At 64.2% G+C, this 23,415-nt stretch carries 13 protein-coding genes, 1 tRNA gene, 1 other RNA gene and 1 pseudogene; 11 read left to right on the forward strand and 5 right to left on the reverse strand.

Annotated features, from left to right (window positions below; translation table 11 throughout):
- The first annotated feature begins 269 nt into the window (after window positions 1-269).
- Together V7Q53_RS19775 and V7Q53_RS19780 are read left to right on the forward strand one after the other, a co-directional pair.
- Window positions 270-2,294: an AsmA family protein gene (locus V7Q53_RS19775; protein WP_333830528.1), complete on the forward strand. Its 2,025-nt coding sequence runs from the start codon at window positions 270-272 to the stop codon at window positions 2,292-2,294.
- Window positions 2,295-2,467: 173 nt separating this feature from the next.
- The gene (locus V7Q53_RS19780; protein ID WP_333830529.1) at window positions 2,468-3,835 is read left to right on the forward strand and encodes a M20/M25/M40 family metallo-hydrolase; all 1,368 of its coding nucleotides are present in this window, start codon (window positions 2,468-2,470) and stop codon (window positions 3,833-3,835) included.
- Window positions 3,836-3,855: 20 nt separating this feature from the next.
- On the opposite strand, the gene V7Q53_RS19785 is transcribed toward V7Q53_RS19780, so the two are convergent.
- Window positions 3,856-3,932 (reverse strand) — tRNA-His (locus V7Q53_RS19785).
- Window positions 3,933-4,048: 116 nt separating this feature from the next.
- On the opposite strand from V7Q53_RS19785, the gene V7Q53_RS19790 reads away from it, so the two are divergent.
- A complete protein-coding gene (locus tag V7Q53_RS19790) occupies window positions 4,049-4,276 on the forward strand; it encodes a DUF6324 family protein (RefSeq protein WP_333830530.1) in 228 nt (75 codons plus the stop codon).
- A 129-nt stretch (window positions 4,277-4,405) separates the two neighbouring features.
- Here V7Q53_RS19790 and ffs read toward each other — a convergent pair.
- An RNA gene (gene ffs, locus V7Q53_RS19795) (signal recognition particle sRNA small type) lies at window positions 4,406-4,503 on the reverse strand.
- A gap of 121 nt (window positions 4,504-4,624) precedes the next feature.
- On the opposite strand from ffs, the gene V7Q53_RS19800 reads away from it, so the two are divergent.
- Both V7Q53_RS19800 and V7Q53_RS19805 read left to right on the forward strand, forming a co-directional pair.
- Window positions 4,625-5,242, forward strand: coding sequence for a TetR/AcrR family transcriptional regulator (locus V7Q53_RS19800; RefSeq protein ID WP_333830531.1), 618 nt, complete (start codon window positions 4,625-4,627; stop codon window positions 5,240-5,242).
- 185 nt (window positions 5,243-5,427) lie between these two features.
- Window positions 5,428-6,126, forward strand: coding sequence for a sugar transferase (locus V7Q53_RS19805; protein WP_333830532.1), 699 nt, complete (start codon window positions 5,428-5,430; stop codon window positions 6,124-6,126).
- Between the two features lie 15 nt (window positions 6,127-6,141).
- On the opposite strand, the gene V7Q53_RS19810 is transcribed toward V7Q53_RS19805, so the two are convergent.
- Complete coding sequence (locus tag V7Q53_RS19810; RefSeq protein ID WP_333830534.1) at window positions 6,142-6,309, reverse strand: hypothetical protein; 168 nt, start codon at window positions 6,307-6,309, stop codon at window positions 6,142-6,144.
- A gap of 267 nt (window positions 6,310-6,576) precedes the next feature.
- On the opposite strand from V7Q53_RS19810, the gene V7Q53_RS19815 reads away from it, so the two are divergent.
- The 5 genes from V7Q53_RS19815 to V7Q53_RS19835 all read left to right on the forward strand — a co-directional run bounded on the left by V7Q53_RS19815 (window position 6,577) and on the right by V7Q53_RS19835 (window position 13,438).
- Window positions 6,577-7,896 carry a glycosyltransferase family 4 protein gene (locus V7Q53_RS19815; protein WP_333830535.1) on the forward strand — a complete coding sequence of 440 codons (1,320 nt, stop codon included), beginning with the start codon at window positions 6,577-6,579 and terminating at the stop codon, window positions 7,894-7,896.
- Between the two features lie 67 nt (window positions 7,897-7,963).
- Complete coding sequence (locus tag V7Q53_RS19820; protein WP_333830536.1) at window positions 7,964-9,220, forward strand: polysaccharide biosynthesis/export family protein; 1,257 nt, start codon at window positions 7,964-7,966, stop codon at window positions 9,218-9,220.
- Window positions 9,217-11,415, forward strand: coding sequence for a GumC family protein (locus V7Q53_RS19825; RefSeq protein WP_333830537.1), 2,199 nt, complete (start codon window positions 9,217-9,219; stop codon window positions 11,413-11,415). Before V7Q53_RS19820 ends, V7Q53_RS19825 begins: the two co-directional genes overlap by 4 nt.
- Window positions 11,396-12,580, forward strand: coding sequence for a glycosyltransferase (locus V7Q53_RS19830; protein WP_333830538.1), 1,185 nt, complete (start codon window positions 11,396-11,398; stop codon window positions 12,578-12,580). Before V7Q53_RS19825 ends, V7Q53_RS19830 begins: the two co-directional genes overlap by 20 nt.
- A 159-nt stretch (window positions 12,581-12,739) precedes the next feature.
- A complete protein-coding gene (locus V7Q53_RS19835) occupies window positions 12,740-13,438 on the forward strand; it encodes a 4'-phosphopantetheinyl transferase family protein (RefSeq protein WP_333830540.1) in 699 nt (232 codons plus the stop codon).
- A 12-nt stretch (window positions 13,439-13,450) separates the two neighbouring features.
- Here the strand turns inward: V7Q53_RS19835 and V7Q53_RS19840 are convergent, their stop codons facing one another.
- Complete coding sequence (locus V7Q53_RS19840) at window positions 13,451-22,468, reverse strand: non-ribosomal peptide synthetase/type I polyketide synthase (RefSeq protein WP_333830542.1); 9,018 nt, start codon at window positions 22,466-22,468, stop codon at window positions 13,451-13,453.
- A gap of 141 nt (window positions 22,469-22,609) precedes the next feature.
- On the opposite strand from V7Q53_RS19840, the gene V7Q53_RS19845 reads away from it, so the two are divergent.
- Window positions 22,610-22,918 (forward strand): hypothetical protein, encoded by a 309-nt coding sequence (locus V7Q53_RS19845; protein ID WP_333830543.1) that lies wholly within the window; start codon window positions 22,610-22,612, stop codon window positions 22,916-22,918.
- Here the strand turns inward: V7Q53_RS19845 and V7Q53_RS23440 are convergent.
- Window positions 22,832-23,146 (reverse strand): annotated as a pseudogene (locus tag V7Q53_RS23440) (AMP-binding protein); the annotation flags it as partial. The gene V7Q53_RS19845 and the pseudogene V7Q53_RS23440 overlap by 87 nt on opposite strands.
- Window positions 23,147-23,415: the final 269 nt, after the last annotated feature.

Consider the following 23,415-nt stretch of genomic DNA (forward strand, 5'->3'; position numbering starts at 1 on the left):
TCTTGGCCTGCGGCCAATTCACCCCCCAGCGTATTTCCGGCAAGATGAAGGGGCGGCGTCGGGCGCATGTCGGTGCAGGGGCTTTTGCGGGCGTCTGGTGCAGGTGTGAGGGGCGCGCAACTGGTGGTTGCGGACGCGGGGGCCGCGTGCGGCAGGAGACTGGGCGGCGCGGTCCGTGGGCGCTTGTGTAATATGTTTGCTTTGTTAAGCTTTGCCCGGGTGGCCGGGTCTGGCTGTGTCGCCCTGTACCTGGCTGGTGAGGAAGCTGCATGCGTTGGATTTTCAGAACGATCGGGGTTGTGGTGTCGCTGCTGGTTCTCGTGGTGGCCGGTTTGTTTCTGATCCCGGCGGAGCGTATCGCGGGCATTGCCGCGCAGCAGTTCGAGGCCGCAACCGGCCGGCAACTGACCATCGCCGGATCGGTGCGCCCCAGCATCTTCCCGGTTATCGGCGCACGCGTTGAGAACGTGTCGCTGGCCAATGCGCCTTGGGCGGAGAGCGGGCCGATGTTGCAGGCCGCCTCGGTTGATCTGGGACTGGATCTTGCGGCGCTGATCCGCGGAGAGCTTGTGGTGCGCCATTTCGAGGCGCATGGCCCGCGCATTGTGGTGGAGCGTGCGGTGGACGGGCGCCTGAACTGGCTTTTTGAGGGGGCGGGCGGCGGTGCAGGCGCGGAGGGCGCGACGACGGGTGCCCCCGGTTTTTCTGGTGGCACCTCCGGGTTGAGCGGCCTGTCGCTGGAGCGCGCGCAGATCAGCGATGCCTCGGTGCGCATCATCGACCGGGAAACCGGCACTGATCTGCGGATCGAGGGGCTGGAGCTGACGCTTTCGATGCCGACTTTTGATGGCCCGGGCGATCTGCAGCTTTCGGGCCGCCATGGCGGGCAGGATTTTGAGGCAGAGATGCATATCGGCGCGGTGGCGGGCCTGCTGGGCGGTGACATCGTCACGCTTTCGGCCAGGTTGCGCGCGGGGGCTACCCGTGCCTCGTTCGAGGGGCGGGGCGGTTTGCAGCCGCTCGCCGCCGAGGGGCGGATCACGCTGGAGGGGCCGGGGCTTGCGCCCCTCATGGCCCTGACCGGCGGCGGCGCAGCCGAGCCGCTGCCGCCCGGCGCGCGCCCGCTGGCGCTGGCCGGGCAGGTGACCCTTGCCCCCACCGGCAGCGTGCATCTGCGCGAGGCCAGTCTGGCGCTGGGCCAGAACCGGCTGACCATGGCGCTGGATCTGACCACGGACGGCCCGCGCCCGCGTCTGAGCGGCGAGATCAGCGCCCCCGCGCTGGACCTGACAGCGTTTACCGGGGGCGAAAGCGAGGGCGGCGGCGCTGCGGGCTGGTCGCGCGATGTGATCGACGCATCGGCGCTGGGGCTGATGGATGCGGCGGTGGGGTTCACGGTGGGGCCGGTGCAGACCGGCATCATCGATCTGACGGCAGCGCGCGGCACCCTGACCATCGACCAGTCGCGCGCCGTTCTGGACCTGCGTGAGCTGCGGCTGTTCGATGGCACCTTGAGGGGCGAGTTGGTGGCGAACAACCGCTCAGGCCTGTCAGTCGGCGGCAATCTGAGCGCGCAATCCGTCGCGCTGCTGCCCCTGCTGCGCCAGTTCGCCGGGTTTGAACGGCTGAGCGGCACGGGCGAGCTTGATCTGCGGTTTCTGGGGGTCGGCAACTCGGTCGATGCGATCATGCGCAGCCTGTCCGGTGAGGGGCGGCTGGCGCTGGGGCAGGGTGAGATCATCGGGTTCGATCTGGCGGGGATGCTGCGCAATCTGGACCTTTCCTATATGGGCGAGGAAAACCGCACAATCTTTCAGAGTATCGGGGGCAGCTTCACCCTGCAGGGCGGGGTGCTGCGCAACGAGGATCTGGCGATGGAGGCCTCGCGCGTGTCGGTCACCGGGCGCGGCGCAGTCGATCTGGGGGCGCAGACCCTGGAATACCGCGTCACGCCCACGGCGCTGCGCAATGCCGAGACCGGCGAGGCGCTGCGCGTGCCGCTGATCATCACCGGCCCTTGGTCCGCGCCGCGTTTCCGGCTGGATCTGGAGGGGCTGGCCGAGGAGCGGCTGCGCGAAGAGGCCGCACGGCTGGAAGCGCGCGCCCGCGAAGAGGCCGCAAGGCTGGAGGCACGCGCCCGCGAGCGCGTCGATCAGGAGTTGCAGGAGCGGCTGGGGATCGGGCGGCGGGAAGGCGAGAGCGTGGAGGACAGCCTGCGCGAGGGCGGGCGCGAGCGGCTGGAGCAGGAGATCGGGCGCGGATTGCAGCGGTTTCTGGGTGGGGGCGGCAACTGAGGGGTGTCGGGTATCGCCCCGGTTGTGGGCTTGAAGCGCCCCGACCGGGGCATCATGGAAGGCTGTGGCGCGGGTAGAGACGGGGGCGCTTGGGGCCATCGGCGCGGGCCGGGGCAAGAGACTGGAAGCACCCCCTCCACCGCGCTATCAAGAGGAAACGACGGAGAAAAACCATGAATGACAGCACGCTCGCCCCGGTCTTTGCGCATATTGAAGCCAACCGTGCGGCCTTCATCGCCCGGCTGATGGAATATGTGCGCCACCCCAGTATCAGTGCGCAGAACATCGGCATCGGTGAGGTGGCGGCGCTGCTGGAGGGGCATCTTCAGGCGCTGGGCATGGCGGTGGAGCGGATCGAAACCGCGGGCCATCCGATGGTCTTTGGCCAGCTGGGCAATGACCCTGCGCGCCCGACCATCCTGCTTTATGGCCATTATGACGTGCAGCCGCCCGAGCCGCTGGAAGAATGGCTCAGCCCGCCGTTTGAGCCGACAATACGCGACGGGCGGATCTATGCGCGCGGGGTGGCCGATAACAAGGGCCAGCATTTTGCGCAGATTCTGGCCATCGAATCGCTGCTGGCGGTCAAGGGCGGGGTGCCGTGCAATGTGAAGATCCTGCTGGAGGGCGAGGAAGAGGTCGGCAGCCCGCATATCGCCGAGGTGGTGCGCCGCAATGCCGATCTGTTACGCGCCGATCTGGTGGTGACGGCGGACGGGCCGATGCATGCCTCGGGGCAGGGGACGATCGTTTACGGTGTGCGTGGCGTGGCCTCGTTCGAGCTTCGGGCGCGGACGGCGAAGCGGGATGCGCATTCGGGGAATTTCGGCGGGGTGATGCCCAACGCGCTGTGGCAACTGGTGCATCTGCTGGCCACGATGAAGGCCCCCGACGGGCGGATCACCATTGACGGGCTGGCGGATGCCGTGGTGCCACCCACCGCCATGGAGCGCGCGGCGGTGGCGCGGCTGCCGCTGGATCTGCCGGGCGTGATGGCGGATATGGAGATGGCGGCGCTGGATGCCCCCACGGATCGCGGCTATTTCGAGCGGCTGATGTTCCACCCCACGCTGACCATCAACGGGCTGCACGGCGGATACGGCGGCGCGGGGTCAAAGACCGTGCTGCCTGCCGAGGCCGTGGCGAAATGCGATATCCGGCTGGTGGAGGCAATGGAGCCCGAGGCGGTTTTCGCGGCTGTCGAGGCCCATGTCGCACGCCATGCGCCCGGGGTGCAGGTGGTGCGGCAGGGCGCGATGCGTCCCTCGAAAACCCCGATGGAAACGCCGGTCGCCGAGGTTCTGCGCCGGGCCGTCGAGGACGCGCGCGGCGCACCAGTGCTGGAGTTCCCGTCGATGGGGGGCAGCCTGCCGGATTACGTTTTCACGAAAATTCTGGGCGTTCCGGCCTTTGTGGTGCCTTACGGCAATGCCGACGAGGCCAATCATGCGCCCAACGAGAACCTGACCATCGCGTGTTTCATGGGCGGCATCCGCACCGGCGCCGCGATTCTGACCGCGCTGGGGGACTGGCGCGGCTGAATGCCGTTCTGTTGGGGGGATGGTACCGACGCCCCGGCTCGAACGGGGGACCCCCAGATCCACAATCTGGTGCTCTAACCAACTGAGCTACGTCGGCACTGGGGGCCGTTTAGCGCTGCTCTGTGGCGAATGCAAGTGCTCTGTGCTTGAAACTGCACCGGGCGTGCCGTAACGCTTTCTGCCTGACCGCAAGCGCATCGAAAGGAGCCCGTCATGGGGATCAACAAGGAAAGCGAAACCGCTGCCAATCTGCAGATCGGACCGACGACGCTGGGCATGGTGCGCCTCTATGTCGAAGCCGAGGGAGTTGATCTGCCGCTGGATTTCGAGCCGGACGAGGCTGACGAGATTGCCGAGGAGCTGCGCGCCGCTGCGGAAGCCGCGCGCGCGATGGGGGCACCCAAGGGCAAGCCCAAAGGGGGCGCGAAGCCCCGGCGCTGAACGCGTGGCGGCTGCGGGACGGGGGGCTGTCTGCCCCCCACGCCGCCTTCGGTGGCTCCCCCCGAGGATATTTCTGAACAGATGAAAGGGCGGCCCCTGTTCGGAGCGTCGGCGATCTGAAGGGGGATAAGGTGAGAGGCCGGGCACGACCCAGGCGGGTCTCGTTGTGGCTGCTTCCTTCCGGACCTGACCAGGTTGGCGAGGTGCCTGCCCGCGCCGACCTCTCGCGGCCCATCTATGCGCTGGCGGGGGGTAATGCAAGGGTGATCCGTGCCTCCCCGGCGCTCAGGATTGCGCCCTGCGCCGGTTGGGGGTAGGGATGCTGCCACGCCACCGGGACCGGGCCAGATGAGCAAGCGCGGCTATCATCACGGAAATCTGCGTCAGGCGCTGGTCGAGGCCACGCTGTCGCTGATCGCTGAGAAAGGGCCCACCGGCTTTACCATGGCCGAGGCGGCGAAGCTGGCCGATGTTTCGGCGGCCGCGCCCTACCGGCATTTCACCGGTCGCGAGGAGCTGATCGCCGAGGTTGCGCTTCAGGGATATGAGCTGTTCGGCGAACTGCTGGAATACGCCTATGACGATGGCAGGCCCAGCGTTCTGACCGCGTTCGAGGCTGTGGGGCGGGCCTATTTGGCCTTTGCCCGCAAGCATCCGGGCCATTACATCGCCATGTTCGAAAGCGGGGTCGCCCCGGGCCAGACCCCGGAACTGGCAAAGGCCGCCGCACGGGCGAATGCGGTGCTGATTCGCGCCGCCGAAGCGCTGTCGGCACGCATTCCGCCTGAGCGCCGCCCGCCGCCCGCCATGTTCTCGGCGCATATCACGGCGTTGAGCCATGGGATTGTCGAGCTTTATGCGCGCGGAAAACCCGGCGCCCGCTCCCCTTTCACGCCCGAGGAGTTGCTGGAGGCCGGAATCGGCATCTATCTGCGCGGGCTGGGGTTGATCGAACGCGACTTCTGAGCAGAGCATGCTTTTGCAAAATGATAAACATGGGCCTGGCAGAGGCTTGCAGGCGGGCTGATCTTTGAATTTCTTCTGCACAGCTTAATTCGAACATTCCTCAACGCAAATTTCCATAGTAACCTCAGCCTTGGTGTGATTCGTATGCGACCGTTGTTCCGGGGGGGCACTTTTGTGCTGCTTGCATGCGTATATTCACGTTTCCGGGCGAGAACGTTCAGATCGTTCAGCCGCTCACCACACAGTATTACCAACACCCGACCCGTTCACGGCTGAGCAGAGCCAGCAAGCTGGTTCTTGACCGGCTGATGGCCTTGTTTGCCATTGCATTCTTTGCGCCGTTTTTTCTGACGGTTGCGGTGCTTATTCTTATATTTGACGGCAGCCCGGTTGTTTATTCGCAACTGCGGGTGGGGCGCGGCGGGCGCCTGTTCCGGTGTCACAAGTTCCGGACGATGGTCAAGAATGCTGATCGCGCGCTTCATGATCTGCTGGAGGCTGATCCGGCGGCCCGGCAGGAGTGGGATCTGACGCAGAAGCTGACCAAGGACCCGCGGATAAGCTGCCTGGGGGCGTTTTTGCGAAAAACGAGTCTGGATGAGCTGCCTCAGTTCTGGAACGTCCTGAAGGGTGACATGTCCATTGTCGGCCCCCGGCCCATCGTGACTTCGGAAATCAGGCATTATGGCGACAGGATCGGTGATTATCTGTCAGTCCGGCCCGGGATTACCGGCCTCTGGCAGGTGAGCGGGCGCAGCGACACTTCGTATGAACAGCGGGTCAGCCTTGATTGCGCGTATGTCGCCCAACAGAGCACCCTGTTCGATATGTCGATCATCGTCCGGACAATTGGTGTTGTGCTGCTCCGAAAGGGGGCGCGCTGACGACCGCGGAGAATATCAGTTCAGCACAATCAGCAACAAGATCAGCCAGAAAGCAAGGCAGGCCCCGATGACCAGCGACCGAAGAACCGACGCATCCAGAGCGATCAGGCGCCTGGACCACCCGTGGCACTGGGGGGTGCCTTCAATCACGCTGGGATCTGTGCTTCTGATGAGCTTGCTCATGGCCATGCTGCGCGTTGTTTCTGAAATCCAGAATAGCTTAGCTGTAAATCGTGTCGAAAACAATATCGGACCAGTGAGCTACAAAATATGGACAGGAATGTGGCGGATTTTGGCCCATCTTGCTTATCGCCCTTCGCAGAGGGCGGGGCGGATGAAACCGTTGTCAGGCATTGCCGCGACCGGGACGGGCGTCATCATCGCAAAGACGCGTCTGAGGCAACAGGCCCTCCGCCCCGATAGCATGCCAGCGCGTGCGGGAGCGGCCTCATGAGCCCCGCAGCGCGCCTGCCTGACCGGGTTGTGGTCATCAGCGACTATTCGCGGGAATGCGGCGGCGCCTCGCGGCTGGCGTTGTTGCTGGCCGACCGGCTGTTAAGCCGCCAAATTCCGGTGACGGTGTTCTCTGGCGATCTGAGCACGCCGGAGCCCGCGTCGGAGATCGCGTTCGCGGGCGTCAGCGGTGCCTCTCTGCTCAAGCAACGGAAGGCAAGTGCCCTGATGCGCGGGATATGGAACCGCCCGGCCCGCCAAACGCTGTCGGAACTTGTGCAGGAGAGCGACACGCCGGGGACGGTCTATCATGTTCACGGCTTCTTTCAGACGCTTTCACCCTCGATTTTCGCGTCGCTGCATCCGGTGCGCGAACGGGTGGTGATCCATGCCCACGATTACTTTCTTACCTGCCCCAATGGTGCATATTTCGACTATCAGCGCCGGTGCGAATGCCCGCTTGTGCCGCTTTCCCTTGGTTGCGCCGTTCAGAACTGCGACAAACGCAACTATCCGCAGAAAATCTGGCGGGTGGTCAGACAGCTGGTGCTTAACCGGCTGGCCGCAGATTTTTTCGCCGATGCGCGGATCATCCTGCTCCATGACGACATGCGCGCCTATCTTGAGCGGGGCGGCCGGAAGATAGCGGCGCCGTGCACCATCCGGAACCCGGCACAGCCCTTTCTCGCTGAGCCCGCAACCCCGGAGGCACATCAGCCTTTTCTGTTCGTGGGCGATATTCACACTTACAAAGGCGTGTTTGAGCTGGCAGCGGCGGCGCGGAAGGCGAAAGTGCCGCTCTGGTTTGCGGGCGACGGTGCAGAGCGGCAGCAACTTCAGACGCAGTATCCCGAGTTTCGTTATGTGGGCTGGCAGAACCGGACCGGGCTGGCGGCGCTGGCGCGCCAGGCGCGCGCTGTCGTGGTGCCCAGCCTGGGGCCGGAACCTTTTGGCCTGACGCTGGTCGAGGCGCTGGCCTGCGGGGTGCCGGTGATCGTTTCCGACCGGGCGCTGCTTGCCGGTGAAATCAAGGCCGCTGGTGCGGGCCTGACTTTCCGTGCGGGCGACAGCGATGATCTGGCCGCTGTCCTGGCCCGCGCGGCGGCCGATGACGGCCTGATACGGCGCATGGCGCAGAGCGCGCTTGCGGCGGGAAAGCAATTCGCAAAACCGCCCGAAAGCTGGGTGAATGAAATCGTGGCGCTATACGGCGACATGCTTGGCCCGCGCCGGGCAACCCTTCCGGCTTCGCAAGGTACGGCGCTACAAGGCGAAGGTTTTTATCCGGCTGCGACGGAGGCAACGGTCATACGATGAGGTTTTAAGCGCTGCACAGGTTAAAATTACTTGAAAGGTCGCCAGTCTGGCGTGTGAGGGTGTGTCGATGAATAAGAAATATGCATTGATTGCTTCTGGCAATATTCCCCTGATTTCCGGAATTCTGATTGCTCTCCTGATCTGGATTGCCTCGCCCGTCTTCGCGCAGGAGGGTTACCTTCTGAAAATCGGCGACGAGCTGGAACTTGACATACTGGATGATTCTGATCCGCCGCAAAGGTTTATTGTCGGAAGCGACGGTGCCGTGCGCTTACCCCTGATCGGCGGGTTGGAGGTGGCCAATCTGTCGCTTCAGGAAGCGCGCGCCCGCATCCGGCAGACCTATGTGGACCGGCAGGTTTTCATCAATCCGACGGTGGACCTGTCCATCGCGGCCTACCGCCCTGTCTTTGTGACCGGGGATGTCCGCAATCCGGGGTTTTACGAGTTTCGTCTGTATATCAGCGCTGAGCAGGCGCTGGGGCTTGCCGGTGGCCCGGTTGTTCCGCTCAATAACGCCGAGACGCGTATTCTGGAGCGGCGCGCGCTGGAGGGCTCGCTTGCCTCGGTTCAGGCGGATCTGGCACGCTTTGCGACAGAATATGCGCGCATCCGGGCACAGGTTCAGGGGCGCGACGAGGTGCGTTGGGACGATATGCCAACGCGCATCCGCCCCCTTGTCGATCAGGCGGTTTTCCTGGAGCTCAAGCCCGTTGAGGATGAGATCATCGTGCTGGAGCGGCGCAATCACGAAACCCAGAGCCGCCTGCTGCGCGAAGCCATTGTCGAATCCGAGAATGAGATCATCCTGCTTGCCGCGCGCGAAAGCGCACAGGCGACCGCGCTCGAGCGCACCCAGGAAGATATCGCGCGGGGGCAGGCGCTGACCGAGCGGGGTGTGCAGGCTTCGGGGACGCTGTCGCAGCTTCATCGCCTTGGCGCCGAGGCCGAAGACCTGCTGTTCCAGATCCGGGGGCAGCAGACGGCTGCAAGACGTCGCCTTGGTGAGCTTCAGCGCGAGTATTCGCGCCTTGAGAGTGACCGAGCGCAACGCCTTTTGTCGGAGGGGCAAAGCCGCTGGAGCGAGATTGCCAAGCTGGAATCTGACCGGCTGTCCATCATCGACCGGCTTGATCTGTTGCGACAATGGATCACCTCGGCCGCGAATGCCGAACTGGAGGCGCGGGTGGAATACCGCGTCCGCCGTCGTGCGCCGGAGGGCGTCACGACCTTTGATGTGGACGGGCTGGCAGAGCTGTTACCCGGTGATCTGCTCATCGTGACGGTAAGGCCTGCGGATGCATTTACGGAGTTGACCCAATGAACACGCATGTTTCAGCGAGGAGCGCGCTTCCGTCTGCCCCCGGTATCAGCCGGGAAGCTGCCAGCGATCTGGTCGATTTCAGCTTCATCATGGATGTCCTGCGCCGCGAGAAATGGTTGCTGGCCGGGCTGGTTGCCGGTGCTTTGGCGCTGGCGACCACCTATGTGCAAATTGTTCCGCCGGTTTATACCGCAAGCGCGCAGGTGCTGCTGGATACCCGGCAGGAACGCGTCATGAATGCCGAACAGGTGGTGTCCAACCTGACCGCGTCGAATTTCGTTGTCGCGGGGGAGGTTGAACTGATCCGTTCCAACCTCTTGCTGGGGAAAGTTGTTGACCGGCTGGAACTGGTCGGTCATCCGGCCTATGATCCGCGCTTCACCGAGACGCCGGGCGTTGTGGGCAGGGTGGTCGGCACCCTGCGCGTAGCGCTTCTGGGTGCGCCGCCCGTTGCGCCACCGCTGAGCGACGAACAGGTGCGCGCCCGAACCATCGCCAGGCTTCAGCGGGATGTCACGGTTGCGCAGGTGGGTATCTCGTATGCCATCCGTGTAACTGCGGAGGCGCGCTCACCCGACCTTGCGGCACGGATAACCAATGCGATCACCGAGCAATATGTTCATGACCAGCTTGCCGCGAAGCGCGATGCGACGGTGCGTGCAACCGTCTGGCTGGAGGAACGGGTCGCCGAGCTGAGCCGCCAGCTGGAAGAGGCGGATGGCGCTGTTGTCGCGTTCCGCACGGCGATGACGGAAGAGTTTGGCGGGGACGCCGAAGCAACCGATCAGCTTCTTGCAGACATCAACAGCCGCTACCTCGCCACGCGGGTTGAACGCTCGGACGCTGAGTTCCGCTACAGGATGGTGCGTCTGCTGTATGAAACCGGCGGATATGCTGCGGTGGCCGATGTCGTCAGCTCACCCCTGCTTGAGACCCTTGACCGGGAGCGCGCGGAACTGGCCCGGCGACAGGCGGAACTGGCCCGCACGCTGGGCGTTCGCCACCCGCAGATGGTGGGGCTGACGGCGCAGACCGAGGATGTCGAGCGCAGCATCGAGGCCGAGTTGCAGCGCCGGATCGAGGCGATCCGCAGCGAGATGGAGATGACGGCCAACCGCGAGGCCTCGCTGCTGGAGGCAATGGAGGCCATTCAGGACAGAATGGGCCGTATTTCCGCCGCCACCGTCACGCTTGATCAGATGGAGCGTTCGGCCACGGCCATCCGCAACACCTATGAAACCTCGGTAACGCGGTTCATGGAAACCGCGGCGCAGACCGAATTCCAGCGCCCCGATGCCCAGATCATCAGTATCGCCCGCGTACCTCACAAACCTTCCGAGCCGCAAAAACTGATCTTTCTGGCGATTGCAGGGTTCATCGGCCTGTCTCTGGGGGTGGCTGTCGCCTTTTTCCGCGAGGCGCTGCACAAATCCGTGCATACTTCGGAAGCGCTGCGGCAATTGTCGAACCGGCCGGTGCTTTCGCTGCTTCCCTATGTCGCGCACAAGCGCCGGGACCGGCGCTGGCTCAAGCAGGAGATGCGCGCAAACCACCATTCGCTGTATATGGAAAGCATCCGCACCATCCGCGCAAAGCTGTTTGACGTGCGCGGGATTGGCCGGCCCAAGGTGCTGATGGTCACCTCCGCGATTGCCGGGGAAGGGAAATCCACAACCTGTGTAACGCTTGCGCATTCCCTGACGCGCGCGTCGCTTTCGGTGGTAGTGGTCGATGCCGACCTGCGGCGCTCGGCCAACGCTGTCGAACTGGGCGCCAATCCTGATGGCGGCTGCATCGTGCGCTATCTTTCCGGCACGATCACGGTGGAAAAGGCGGTGCAGCATCTGCCGGAGTTCGGCATTGATATGGTGATGCCGATGCGCTCGGTGCCGAATGCCTCTGACCTGATCGCCTCCAAAGCGTTCGGCACGCTTATCCGGTACCTGGCGTCGCGGTATGACGTGGTCATCATTGATACCGCGCCGGTGCTCGCGGTGCCGGACGCGCTGGTCATCTCCAGCATGTCGGATGCAACGATCCTGCTGGTGCAGACCAACCGGGTGGCCAATGACAAGGTCAAGGCGGCCCTGAACCGGCTTGATGACGCGGGCGCTGTCGTCGTGGGAACGGTTCTGAGCCAGGTGCGCCGGAAGGACGCGGTTTCAAGTGAAATCTATGATTATGCCAGCGCCTGAGGGCGATCCTGTCCGCCTGCGGGTTGCGGTCATCCATTACTGGCTGGTGGGGATGCGCGGCGGCGAGAAGGTTCTGGAAGAGATCCTCCGGATTTACCCGCAAGCGGATATTTTCACGCATGTCGTTGATCCGGAAAGGATTTCGCCTGCCATCGCCCGCCACCGGATTACCGAAACCTTCATCGGCCGCCTGCCGGGCGCCCGGCGGCACTATCAGAAGTATCTTGGCCTGATGCCCCGCGCGCTGGAGGAGCTGGATCTGCGCGGCTATGATCTGATCATCTCGTCTGAAAGCGGGCCGTCAAAAGGGGTGATCGCCCCGCCGGGCAGCACCCATATCTGCTATGTTCATACCCCGATGCGTTATATCTGGGATCACTACCCGGATTATGCCGCGCGGCTGGGTGGGGTTGGCCGGGCCTATTTTTCACGGCTGGCACACAGGCTGCGGCAATGGGATGTGACGACCGCCGCGCGCGTGGACCGCTTCGTCGCCAATTCCAGCTTTGTCGCGGGCCGGGTCAGCCGGTATTATGGCCGCGAGGCAGATATCGTGCATCCGCCCGTCGATCTGGAGGCCTATCGCCTGCCTGCTGTGGCGCGACCGCGTGAATACTTCCTCTTTGTGTCGGAACTGGTGCGCTACAAGCGGGCCGATCTGGTGATCGAGGCCTTCAGGCATCTGAACAAGCCCCTGATCGTTGTCGGCGATGGCGAAGAGTGCCGCAGGTTGGAAAAAAGCCTGCCCGCGAATGTCCGGATGTTGGGCCGCGTGCCCTTTGGCGATCTGCCGGGGCTGTATCAGGGGGCGCGGGCGCTGATTTTTCCGGCGGAGGAGGATTTCGGCATTGTCCCGGTCGAAGCGATGGCTTGCGGAACGCCGGTGATCGCCTATCGGCGCGGGGGCGCGCTGGACAGCGTGGTCGATGGCCAGACCGGGCTTTTCTTTGACCGGCAGGAGCCGGAGGCGCTTTGTCAGGCGGTGCGCCGTTTCGAGGCGCTGGAAACCCGCTTTCAGCCGGAGACGATTGCACGCTATGCCCAGAAGTTCTCTGCCGCGCGCTTTCGGGGGCAGTTTGAAGCCGTGGTGCACAGCGCGCTTGCCGATCAGGCCGCGGGCAGGACAAAAAGCATCAGCCGCGAGGGTGTTGCCGTGCCGGTGTGAATGCGGATTGCCGCGCTTTCACCTACCGTCTCATGGAAATTGCGCCCGTTGGATGCGCGCGCGGGAGTGGCCAGGAAAAACCGGAACTGCATGTTTCCGCTCGACCTGTGCGGGGTTGGGGGTATCATCGGGCCTCTGCGCCCAAGCGATCAGAACCCGATGACAGTGTTGACAGATCTGTGGCTCTGGCCCCTCGACATTGACGAGACGCAGTATCAGGCGTTGTCGCGCCACCTCGGCGCGGATGAAACCGGGCGTGCGGCGTCTTTCGTGTTTGAGCGTGATCGCAGGCGGTTCGTGGCCGGGCGGGGGCGGATGCGCGAGCTTCTTGGCGCGCTGATGGGGCAGAGGCCGGGCGATCTGCGGTTTCAGTATGATGAGCGGGGCAAGCCGCGGCTGCCCGCAGGCCCGCCCTTCAACCTCAGCCATAGTGCGGGCTGGGCCGCGCTGGCCGTCAGCCCCGGCCCGGCGATCGGCATCGACATCGAGGCGCATCGTGCGATTGAGAGGAATGTGGCCGAACATTTCTTTTCCCGACACGAGGTGTCGGCGCTGCGCGCGCTTCCTGCCCGGGAATGGCAGGCCGGGTTCTTTCGCTGCTGGACCCGGAAAGAGGCCTATCTCAAGGCCCTTGGAACCGGGCTCTGGTGCCCGCTCGACAGTTTCGATGTCACACTTGGCCCTGCGGAGGCGCCCCGCATCCTCCGCATTGATGCCGGCGCTGATCGGCCCGGGGATTGGACACTGACCCATCTGGATCTGGGGCCGGGTTTTGTGGGGGCCATCGCCCTGCGCGCGGCGGCCCCCGTCCGGGTTGTTTATCGTGATCACCGACCGCCGCTGCATCTGCTGGGCTGACCTTGCCATGCGCTATTGCTGCTGGGCGGCATTTCCGGTTTGTGGCGCGGCGCGCCTTGCACCGTTGCGGAAATCGCGCAGGGAGGGGCGCACCGGGCCGCTGCGGGCGGTGGTGTCGCGCGTGGCGGCATAGGCCGCAAGTTCCTTGATCGAGGGATGCTCCAGCAGGTCGCGGGCCTCAAGGTTGAGATCGGCATCCAGCATCCGCGCCGCAATCCGGAACACTTTCAGCGAATCTGCCCCGAGCGCGAAAAGGGTATCGGTTGTGCTGATCGCTTCAAGCCCCAGCACCTCTTGCCAGATCCCGGCAAGCTGGCGCTCAAGCCCGGTTGCTGGGGCGGTCGGCGTGCGCAGGGGCACCACGACCTTGTCCGCGCCGGGCAGCGGCAGCGCGTTGCGGTCCAGTTTGCCGTTCATGGTCTGCGGCAGGGCATCCAGCATCACCCATGCGGTGGGCACCATATAACCGGGCAGGCGGGCCTGAAGCTGGCGCATCAGATCGGCCGATGACGGCGCGCCGCCCGGTTCGGGCACCACATAGCCCACCAGCTGCATGCTGCCATCATGGCCCGGGCGCAGCGCCACAGCGGCCTTGCCGACACTGGGAAGCTGGCGCAGGGCCCCTTCGACATCGCCCAGTTCGATACGGAAACCGCGCAGCTTGATCTGGTTGTCGATCCGGCCCAGCACTTCGATGGTTCCATCAGGCAGGCGGCGCGCCATGTCGCCGGTTCTGTACAGGCGCTGCCTGCCGCCGGGCAGATCAACCTCACGAAACGCGGCGGCAGTAAGTTCCGGGCGCTGGAAATATCCGCGCGCCAGCCCGTGGCCGCCGATATTCAGCTCTCCGGTCACGCCGACGGGCAGCAGCTGATCGTCGGGCGAGAGAATGTGCAGCAGCGTATTGGCGATCGGATGACCGATGGTGATACGCGCGGCGCCCGGCTCAATCCGGTGCACGGCAGACCAGACCGTGGTCTCAGTAGGGCCATACATGTTCCAGAGCGTGCCGCCAGTCGCGGTCAGGCGCGCGGCGAGATCAGCGGGCAACGGCTCTCCGCCCGCCAGCATTTTCAGACCGGGATGCGGTTTGAACCCGGCCTCCAGCAGCATCTGCCACAGTGTGGGCGTTGACTGCAGCACCGTGATATTGCCCTGCGCCAGCCGGTCCACCAGCCGGAAGGCATCCAGCACATCGGTGCTGCGGGCCAGAACCGTGCGGCCGCCGGTCATGAGCGGCAGGAAAATCTCAAGCACCGCGATATCGAACGAGATGGTGGTCACGGCAAGGATGGAATCGCCCGGGCCAAAGCCCGGCTCCCGCGCCATGGAGGTCAGGAAATTGACAACCGCGCGGTGCGGCACTTCCACGCCCTTGGGCGTTCCGGTTGAGCCGGAAGTGAAGATCACATAGGCCGCCGATTCAGGGTCGACGGGATGGCGTATCGGGGTGGCATGCGCCCCCTCGGCGCGCGGTGCGATTGCGACCAGCCCCAGCCCCTGGGCATAGCCCGGCAAATCCCCTCCGTCACTGATGATCGCCGAGGTCTCCGCCGCCTCAAGGATCAGCCGGAGGCGTGCATCGGGCTGCTGCGGGTCAAGCGGCACATAGGTATGCCCGGCCTTCAGCACCGCGATGATCGCAATTACCATCGCTTGCGAGCGCTCCAGCGCCACCGCCACCCGCGCGCCGGGGTCTGGCAGCGCCCGCTGGATCCGTGCGGCCAGCGCATCGGTGAGGGTGTCCAGTTCGCCATGGGTCAGGGTGCCGTCGGGCGCTTCAAGCGCAATCGCCTGCGCATGTGTCGCAGCAGCGCAGCGCAGCAGATGGGGCAGCGTCTTGCGTGGGAAACCGGCCTCGGTCGCGTTGTGCTGCCGCTCCAGCTTCAGCGCCTCGCCGGGGGTCATCATGGCAAGCCTGCTGACGGGCGTGTCGGCGTCTTTGGCCACCGCAAGCAGCAGGGCCTCCAGATGGCCGATCCAGCGGGCAATGGTGCCGGCATCGAACAGGTCGCTGTTGTAATCCACATCGAAGCGCAGGCCCTGACGGCTTTCGATCACGTTGAAGAACAGATCGAAGTTCACCCCGGTCTTGGGGTTGGGCGTGACCGTGATGTCCAGCCCGTCAATCGCGATGCCCGCAGCGAGCTTTTCAAGGTTGAACTGAACCTCGGTCAGCGGCAGCCGGTTGATGGAGCGTTCGATATTCAGCGATTGCACCAGCGCACCATAGGTTGTCTGCTGATGCTCAAAGGCGGCAAAGACCTGATCGCGCACATGCGCCAGATGCGCCGCCGCAGGGGCCTTAGGGTCAAAAGCGGCGCGGATGGGCAGAAAATTCACGCAATGGCCGATCAGCGCCGGGTTCTCCAGCAGTGCCTGCCCGCCGGTGGGCACGCCGATCACCAGGTCATTGCTGCCGCTGAGCCTGCCAAGAACCATGTGTAGCCCGGCGAAGAGCGTGGTGAAAAGGGTGCAGCCATGCCGCGCCCCGGCGGCGCGGATCTGCTTGGTCCGTTCGGCATCAAGATGGGCGCTGAAGGTTGCCCCGTTGAACGACCGCCGCGCGGTGCGGGGCCTGTCGACGGGCAGCTCCGGCAGCGCTGGCAGTGTGGTGTATTGGCCGCGCCAATAGGCATCGACCTCTGCCGCATGGGGCTTGCCAGCGTGCTTCAGGGCGTGTTCCGCGAAGGACGGGGCAGGGGGCAGGTCTGGTGTTTTGCCCGCTGAAAGGGCCGCATAGACCGCTGCCAGATCGCCCAGCAGCACATTGTAAGACCAGCCGTCGCAGACGATGTGATGGGCGTTCAGGATCAGCACCTGCTCTGCCTCGGCGATACGGGCGAGAGACGCCCGGAACGGCGGGCCGTCCACCAGATCAAAGGGGGTGCGCGCCTCCTCATCCACAAGCGCGCGCAGGGCGGCGGCGGGGTCAGGCGTGGCGCGCAGATCATGGAGGGGAAGCGCCACTTCATAGGGATCAGCCACCTCAAAGCTTTCGCCGTCGCGGGAAAAGACCAGCCTGAGCGCATCATGGCGGGCCACAAGGGCTGTCAGGCTTTGCGCCAGAATGTCAGCATCAAGCGTGCCGCGCAGATGCACGCTCATCCCCTCATTGAAACTGGTCGAGGCCAGATCGCCCAGTTGCGCCGTCATCCAGATTTCGCGCTGCTCGGCAGTCAGCGGGATCTGACGCGGCAGGGAAGCCGCCGGTTCCATCTGATCCACACCAGATCGGGCGGAGGCGGCGGGTGGTGCCGCTGCCGGTTCCGGGCGCTCGCCTTGCAGGATGCCCAGATCCTGCAACTGGTCGATCACCTCTTCCATCACTGCGCCGATACGCTGGAAATCCTGCTCGGTATGCGCGGTCGTCATGAAGCCGCAATACCCTTCCTGCACATGCACCCCGGCCAGCCGCAGCATCGGATAGGCCAGTGCCGCTGAGGGGGCGTGTTGCATCAGGTTGAACGCATACCAGCTTGAATACCCGCTGATCATCCGGGGCAGGCCGCGCCGGTCGAACAGGGCATCGAACCCCGCCACCAGCGCATCGGTGCGCGCGGCCACGCCGGACCACAGCGCATCACCCTGCGCATCCATATGTTTCAGCGTTGCGTCCACGGCGGCCAGCACCAGCGGATGGCGCACGAAGGTGCCCGCGAAAAAGGTCGGCGGCGCCTCGGGTTTCGACAGATCGCCATAGGACCATGGCCCGCCGTCAAGCGCATTCATGAACCGCGCATCACCCGCCAGCACCCCTATGGGCATGCCGCCACCCACGATCTTGCCATAGGTGGCAAGATCGGCGCGGATACCCCAGACGCCCTGCATGCCGCGCTTGTGGACGCGAAAGCCGGTCACCACCTCGTCAAAAACCAGCGCGGCCCCGCCCTGATCGGCCAGTGTGCGCAGTTCCCGGACAAATTCCACCGGGCGATGTTCCGGGTGGCGGCTTTGTACGGGCTCGACGATGATGGCGGCGATCTCGTTCAGATGGGCGCGGATCCAGTCCAGAGCCTCGGACCCGCCGTAGCTGAGCACGGTCATGTTCGTCAGACCGCTGCGCGGAATGCCCGGCGCAATCGGCAGCGCCGCTGGTGGCCCGCCACGGCTGCGCCCCTTGATCAGCACCTCGTCGAACTGCCCGTGGTAATCATTGGCGAAAACCACGATCCGGTCGCGCCCGGTTACGGCGCGCGCCACGCGCATGGCCGCCATCACCGCCTCGGAGCCGGTGTTGCAGAAGGTCACGCGCTCATGCCCGCTGAAACGGGCGAAATGCTCGGCAACAGACCCGGCGAGGTCTGACTGCGGGCCGATGGCAAAGCCCTTGTCCATCTGGCGTTGCAGCGCTTCCAGAACGAAATCCGGGGCGTGGCCAAAGGCCGTCTGGCCAAAGCCGCTGACGATGTCGATGAATTCATTGCCATCCACATCCCAGATTCGTGCCCCTTTTGAGCGCTCAGCGACGATGGGGAAGACCATTTCCTTCCATTCCGCGCGAAACCCGGCGGCAGTGCGCGGATCGGCCAGCGCGTTGCGGTAGCGCGCGGTGCGTTCCTTTGAGCCGAGATGCCGGGCGCCGTAGCGCGCCGCAAGATCGGTGGCGAAACGAAGCTGCGCATCGCTGAGCGCACTGGCGCTGGCGCTCACCCCGCGCCCGATGGTGTAGCGCACGGGTGCGTCAAGCGTTTGCGGCGCAGGAAGGGAGGGGATCGGCGTTTGCAGGGTGGCGGGGGGCGGCGCGGGTATTTGTGCGGTTGCCGGAACCAACAGGGGGGCGGGTGCCGCATCCCCATGCCCGGCGCCTCGCATTGCGCGCAGCTGCTCCGAGAACAGCGATTGCATCGCGCTGATTTGCTGCTGGACAAGCCCTTCCAGTCCCGGGGCGGCAACCCGCGTTTCCGGCACCTTGTCCGGAGCCGCCGCGGCGACCGGGGCAGGCACGCTTGCCAACGTGGCAGGCCTGGGCTGCGGCGGTTTCGGGCTTTCCGGCGGCAGGGTGGCGCCGACATGCGCGGCCAGCGCGGCGGTCGTCGGATAATCGGACAGGAGCTGCCGGAAGGTGATCTGAACGCCATAATCCTTGCTCAGCCGCTGGCTGACCTGACCCAGAAACAGCGAATCAAACCCAAGCTCCAGAAAGGTGGCGTCGGCATCGGCAGCGCCGATTTCGTCGCCGGAAAGCTCTGACAGGAGCGCGGAAAGTTCGGAAACAAGCCGCGGCAGGCGGTGTTCTTCAAGCGGGAGTGGTTCGGCGATCAGGGACTGGGCCATGGCTGGAATACTCGTGGGGCTGGGCGTTTCAGTGTGTGGGGGTGCTGCGGGGCACGACAGGGGTGACGGGGCGCCGGCAGATGCCTGGCGTCGCAAGGGTGCGGGGGCATCGACCCAGTGGCGGCGGCGCTCGAACGGATAGGTCGGCGCGGGAATGCGCCGGGCTTGCCCCCGGCGCCAAGGCTGCCAGTCCAGATCGGCGCCGGCAGCCCAGAGGCCTCCGGCTGAGTCAGCCATGGCGACACCGTCCTCGACCGAACGGGTGTGATCCGGAAGCGACTTGAAAATGCCGCCATGGCCTTCTCGTGGCAGGCTCTGACCAGCAAAGGCCGAGAGGGCGCGGCCTGCACCCACTTCGACCAGAACCGGTTCCTGCCCTTCGATGACGGTCAGCAGACCCGCCATGAAGCTCACTGTGGCACGCGCTTGCGCAGCCCAATAACCCGGGTCGCGTGCCTCTGTATCGGTTAACCAGGTGCCGCTGACGCAGGACACCAGCGGAATATCGGGCTTGCGCAGGGCAACGGCGCTCACCGCTTCGCGCAGCGGTTCGATGACCGGGTCCATCATCCGCGAATGAAAGGCATGCGATGTGTGCAGGCGGCTGTTCGGGATGCCCGCCTTTTCCAGCTTCCGCTCCATCGTGGCGATGGCATCGAACGTGCCCGCCAGAACGCAAAGCCGGGGCGCGTTGCGGGCCGCGATTTCGACGCTGCCATCCAGCATGCCCTCGATATCCTCGACAGCGGCGCGCACCGACAGCATCGCGCCGGCGGGCTGGTCCTGCATCAGGCGCCCGCGGGTGGCGATGATCTTCAGCCCCGCTTCAAAATCCATCACACCGGCCAGGGTGGCCGCCGCGAATTCACCCACCGAATGGCCGATCATCGCCGCTGGTCGGATGCCGCGCGCCATCCAGAGCTGCGCGGTGGCAACCTGCGTGAGATACAGCGCGGGCTGGGTCAGGCGGGTTTCGCGCAGGGCCCGGGTGGCCGCGCTGTCGGAGGCGTCGCCAAGGCACAGAAGCCGGTTGATATCGAGCCCCAGAAGCGGCTCCAGCAGCTCGGCCCCGCGATCAATCCATTCCCGAAAGACCGGCTCATCGGCGTAAAGCCCGCTTCCCATGCCCGGATATTGCGACCCCTGACCGGGGAACATGAACACCACGGGCGGCGCGTCTTCAGGTGTCGCGCGCGGGCTGGCAAGGGGCTTGCGCAGCTGCGCTACCGCATCGGCGCTGTCGGTGCAGGCGATTGCATGGCGAAACGTAAAGGGATGGCGGCTTTCCTGAAGCGTGAAGGCAAGGTTGCCAAGGTCAAGGGTGTTCTGCTCAATGAAATCCGCCAGTTGGGCGCGCATGACCGCCAGCGCCTCGGGGCTGCGGGCCGAGAGGGGCAGGATATGGGGCCCCGGCGCCGCCAATACTTCCGGTTGCGCGGGCGCTTCTTCCATCACCAGATGAACATTCGTCCCCCCCACCCCGAACGAGCTTACACCCGCCCGGCGTGGCCCCTCAGTGGCGAGCCATGCCAGCCGCTGCACCGGCACGCGAAAGGGGCTGACGGCAAAGTCAAATTTGGGCGTAGCCGCGCGGAAGTTCGCCACCGGGGGAATTTCGCCATGCTGCATCATCAGCGCCGTCTTGATGACGCTTACGACACCGGCGGCTGCGTCCAGATGGCCGATGTTACCCTTGACCGAACCGATGGCGACCGACCCGGCGGCGCATCTGTCCTTGAAAACCTGTGCAAGGCCCGAAAGCTCAACCGGGTCACCCAGCGGGGTGGCCGTGCCGTGACACTCGATATAGCTGACAGTCTCCGGCTCCACCCCGGCTGCATGATGCGCCGCGCGGATGGCCCCGGCCTGACCGTTCATCGACGGGGCCGTATAGGCGATCTTGTCTGCCCCGTCGTTGTTGATACCGACGCCGCGGATGACCGCCACAATCGCGTCCCCGTCCCGCAAGGCCGCCCGCAGGGGCTTCAGCACCACAACCCCGGCACCGTGACCAAAGACAGTTCCGTTCGCCCCGGCATCGAAGGGGCGGCAGGTGCCATCGGGCGATACCATGCCGCCTTCCAGCGCCCTGTAACCCCGGCGCTGCGGAAAGGTGATCGAGATGCCGCCCGCAAGCGCCATGTCGCTGGACCCGGCAAGCAGGCTTTCGCAGGCCTGCGCAATGGCGGTCAGCGATGTTGAGCAGGCGGTCTGGACGGTCAGCGCAGGCCCTTTCAGATCCAGCTTGAAGGCAACCCGCGTTGCCAGACTGTCCACCCAGGAGCCGGTCAGTTCCGCGTAATTGCCAACCTGAAAATTCGAGGTGAAATCTTCCAGTCTGGCACGGTCAGAAAAGATGTTGTGCAGCGCATAGGTATTTGCCGATTGCCCGGCAAAAACCCCCACACGGCCCGGCGTGGCAAGCGGGTCATACCCGGCGGTTTCGAGCGCCTCATAGCAGATTTCCAGAAAGATCCGGTGCTGCGGGTCCATGACCGCAGCCTCACGCGGCAGAAAGCCAAAGAACCGGGCATCGAACTGGTCCACCCCGTCAAGCACGGGGCGTACCGGAACGTAATCAGGCGCCGCGCGCTCGCTGTCGGTGAACGCATCTTCCAGCGCGTCTGCCGGGAAACGCTCTATCAGGTTGCGCCCCTCGCAAATTGCCTCCCAGAAGGCGCCGATCGAACCGACGCCCGGAAAGCGCCCGGCCATGCCGATGATGGCAATCGCGGTGTCGGATACCTGATCAGGCGGGGGTGCTTGCTCGGCCGCAGTCGCCTTTGGCGCGGGCCGGGGGCCGTTCGTCGGTGGGCCTTGCATCTGCCCGGCCAGCCGCTGTGCAAGATCATGCAGGCGCGGGGTTTCCAGCAGCGTGGTGACATCAACTCTCAGGCCCAGCCGCCTGGACAACTGCAGCTGCGCAGGCAGCAACTGAAGCGAGGTGCCCCCAAGGTCGAAGAAGGTGGTGTTGCCGGTCGGAACGGCGCAGCCAAGCACCTCTGCCCATGCTGCGGCGATCTGCTCGCGGACGATGCGGGCATCAACGGCCGGAACATCTGCACGCGCGTGCAGGGTCGCATGCTTGCGCGCCAGTGCGATCAGGCGGGTTTCATCCGGGGCGGGCTCAAACGGGTCCAGCGCTATCGCCTCGACCGAGCAGGCGCCGACAGGGAAGAGGGCGCTGACGTGCTCTTTCAGGCGGGTCAGCGATGCTTCCATTCCGGCAGCCCCTGCCGTCAATCTGATGGCGGCCACCACCCGGTCTGGCCGCTCCGGCGTTTCCAGATGGACAAGATGCACTGTGCCGAGCCGCTCGGGATGGCGTAACGCGGCCAGATAACGGCCTCCCCGTCCCTCATTCGCCGGTCCGGGGTTGCCTGGGAAATCACCCAGCCAGACGGGGCGCATGGCGCTTTCGGCATGTATCTGCCCGGCACCACCCGTGCGGGAATGCCGGAAGGAAAGGTCGTAAAGCGAAGACGGAGTGATTTCGATAGTTGACGAAGGTGCCGGAAAAACCGGGTTCGGGCGGCTGCTATACACGCGTGGAGCGGCGGGGAATGCCATGACCTTGCGCAGAAGGGGGGCAAAGGGGAACTGCCCGACCAGTTCAACGAGGCGAAGGTTCTGCAGAATTTCGGCGCTTTTCAGTGCCAGAGTATGAAACTGCCGGTCATCAAACGCAGCAACGCTGATATTACCTTCGGAAAGCGCGCTTTCGACAGCGTCGGAATCACTGCTTCCGATCACCAGAGATGCCCCCCTCAGCAGAGACCGCCATAACTGCATCTCGGTGGTTGCGGTGGTGATATCAGCGTTGATGAAGACGAAATCAGATGGAAGAATTTTCAGTGCGGTTACTGCGGGGTCTGTCCAGCTCAGAATGGACTGATGGGAATACGAAAACACTCCTTTTCCCTTGTTCCGACCCTCACCAACAAGAAGCAGGGCGGGATCTTCGCCGCAGATTTTCGGAAAGTTGGGCAGTTGAGAGGACGGCGTTTCAAGCAGCTCGGAGATTTCGACGTGATGCCAAGGTCCATCGGGGAAAGAGCCGATCAGATCATTCACCAGAATCATTTTTGGCTGGACGATCTTTCTGATATCTTCCAGCTCAGAATCCGTCTCCTGCCCGCTCAGTGGAAATATCACCCCACCAACCCGCAAGATTGCAATCCGGGCCGCAATAGAATCAGCTGAAAGTGACGGCTGAAGGCCGATGACCTCGCCCTGCCGTATATTCCGCGCCATGAGGTTGATTGCTATGGCGCGTATACGTTCATCAATATCTCTGAAAGAGAAAGATGTGCCGTTTTCGCTGATCGCGGTCTTGTTCTTCTGGTCGCAAACGCGCGATGCGAACCGCGCGTAAACATCGGGGCCGGAAGTTGTGGCAGAATATTTCCCCGGGGGGGATTTTTCAATCATAACACCATCCTCAGCTAATATATTGCGAGGAACATATACCTAACGGGATTTTTTTATGGTGCGCAGTGATGTCAAGATCACCAACGCTTAGCGCTTAACGTCAACGCCACTTCGAACCCGCCAACACGGCTGTCAAGTTTTATTGTTTCCAAGTTTCCATTCTGGATACGATGCTGTCAACAGATTTATTTTTTTATGGAAATGTTATACATTACAGGGCAATCGCATATGGCTCACGCGACTAAGCCATTGAGAACGTTTCGGAGAAA

The organism is Pararhodobacter sp., assembly GCF_036802785.1.
Lineage (GTDB): Bacteria > Pseudomonadota > Alphaproteobacteria > Rhodobacterales > Rhodobacteraceae > Pararhodobacter.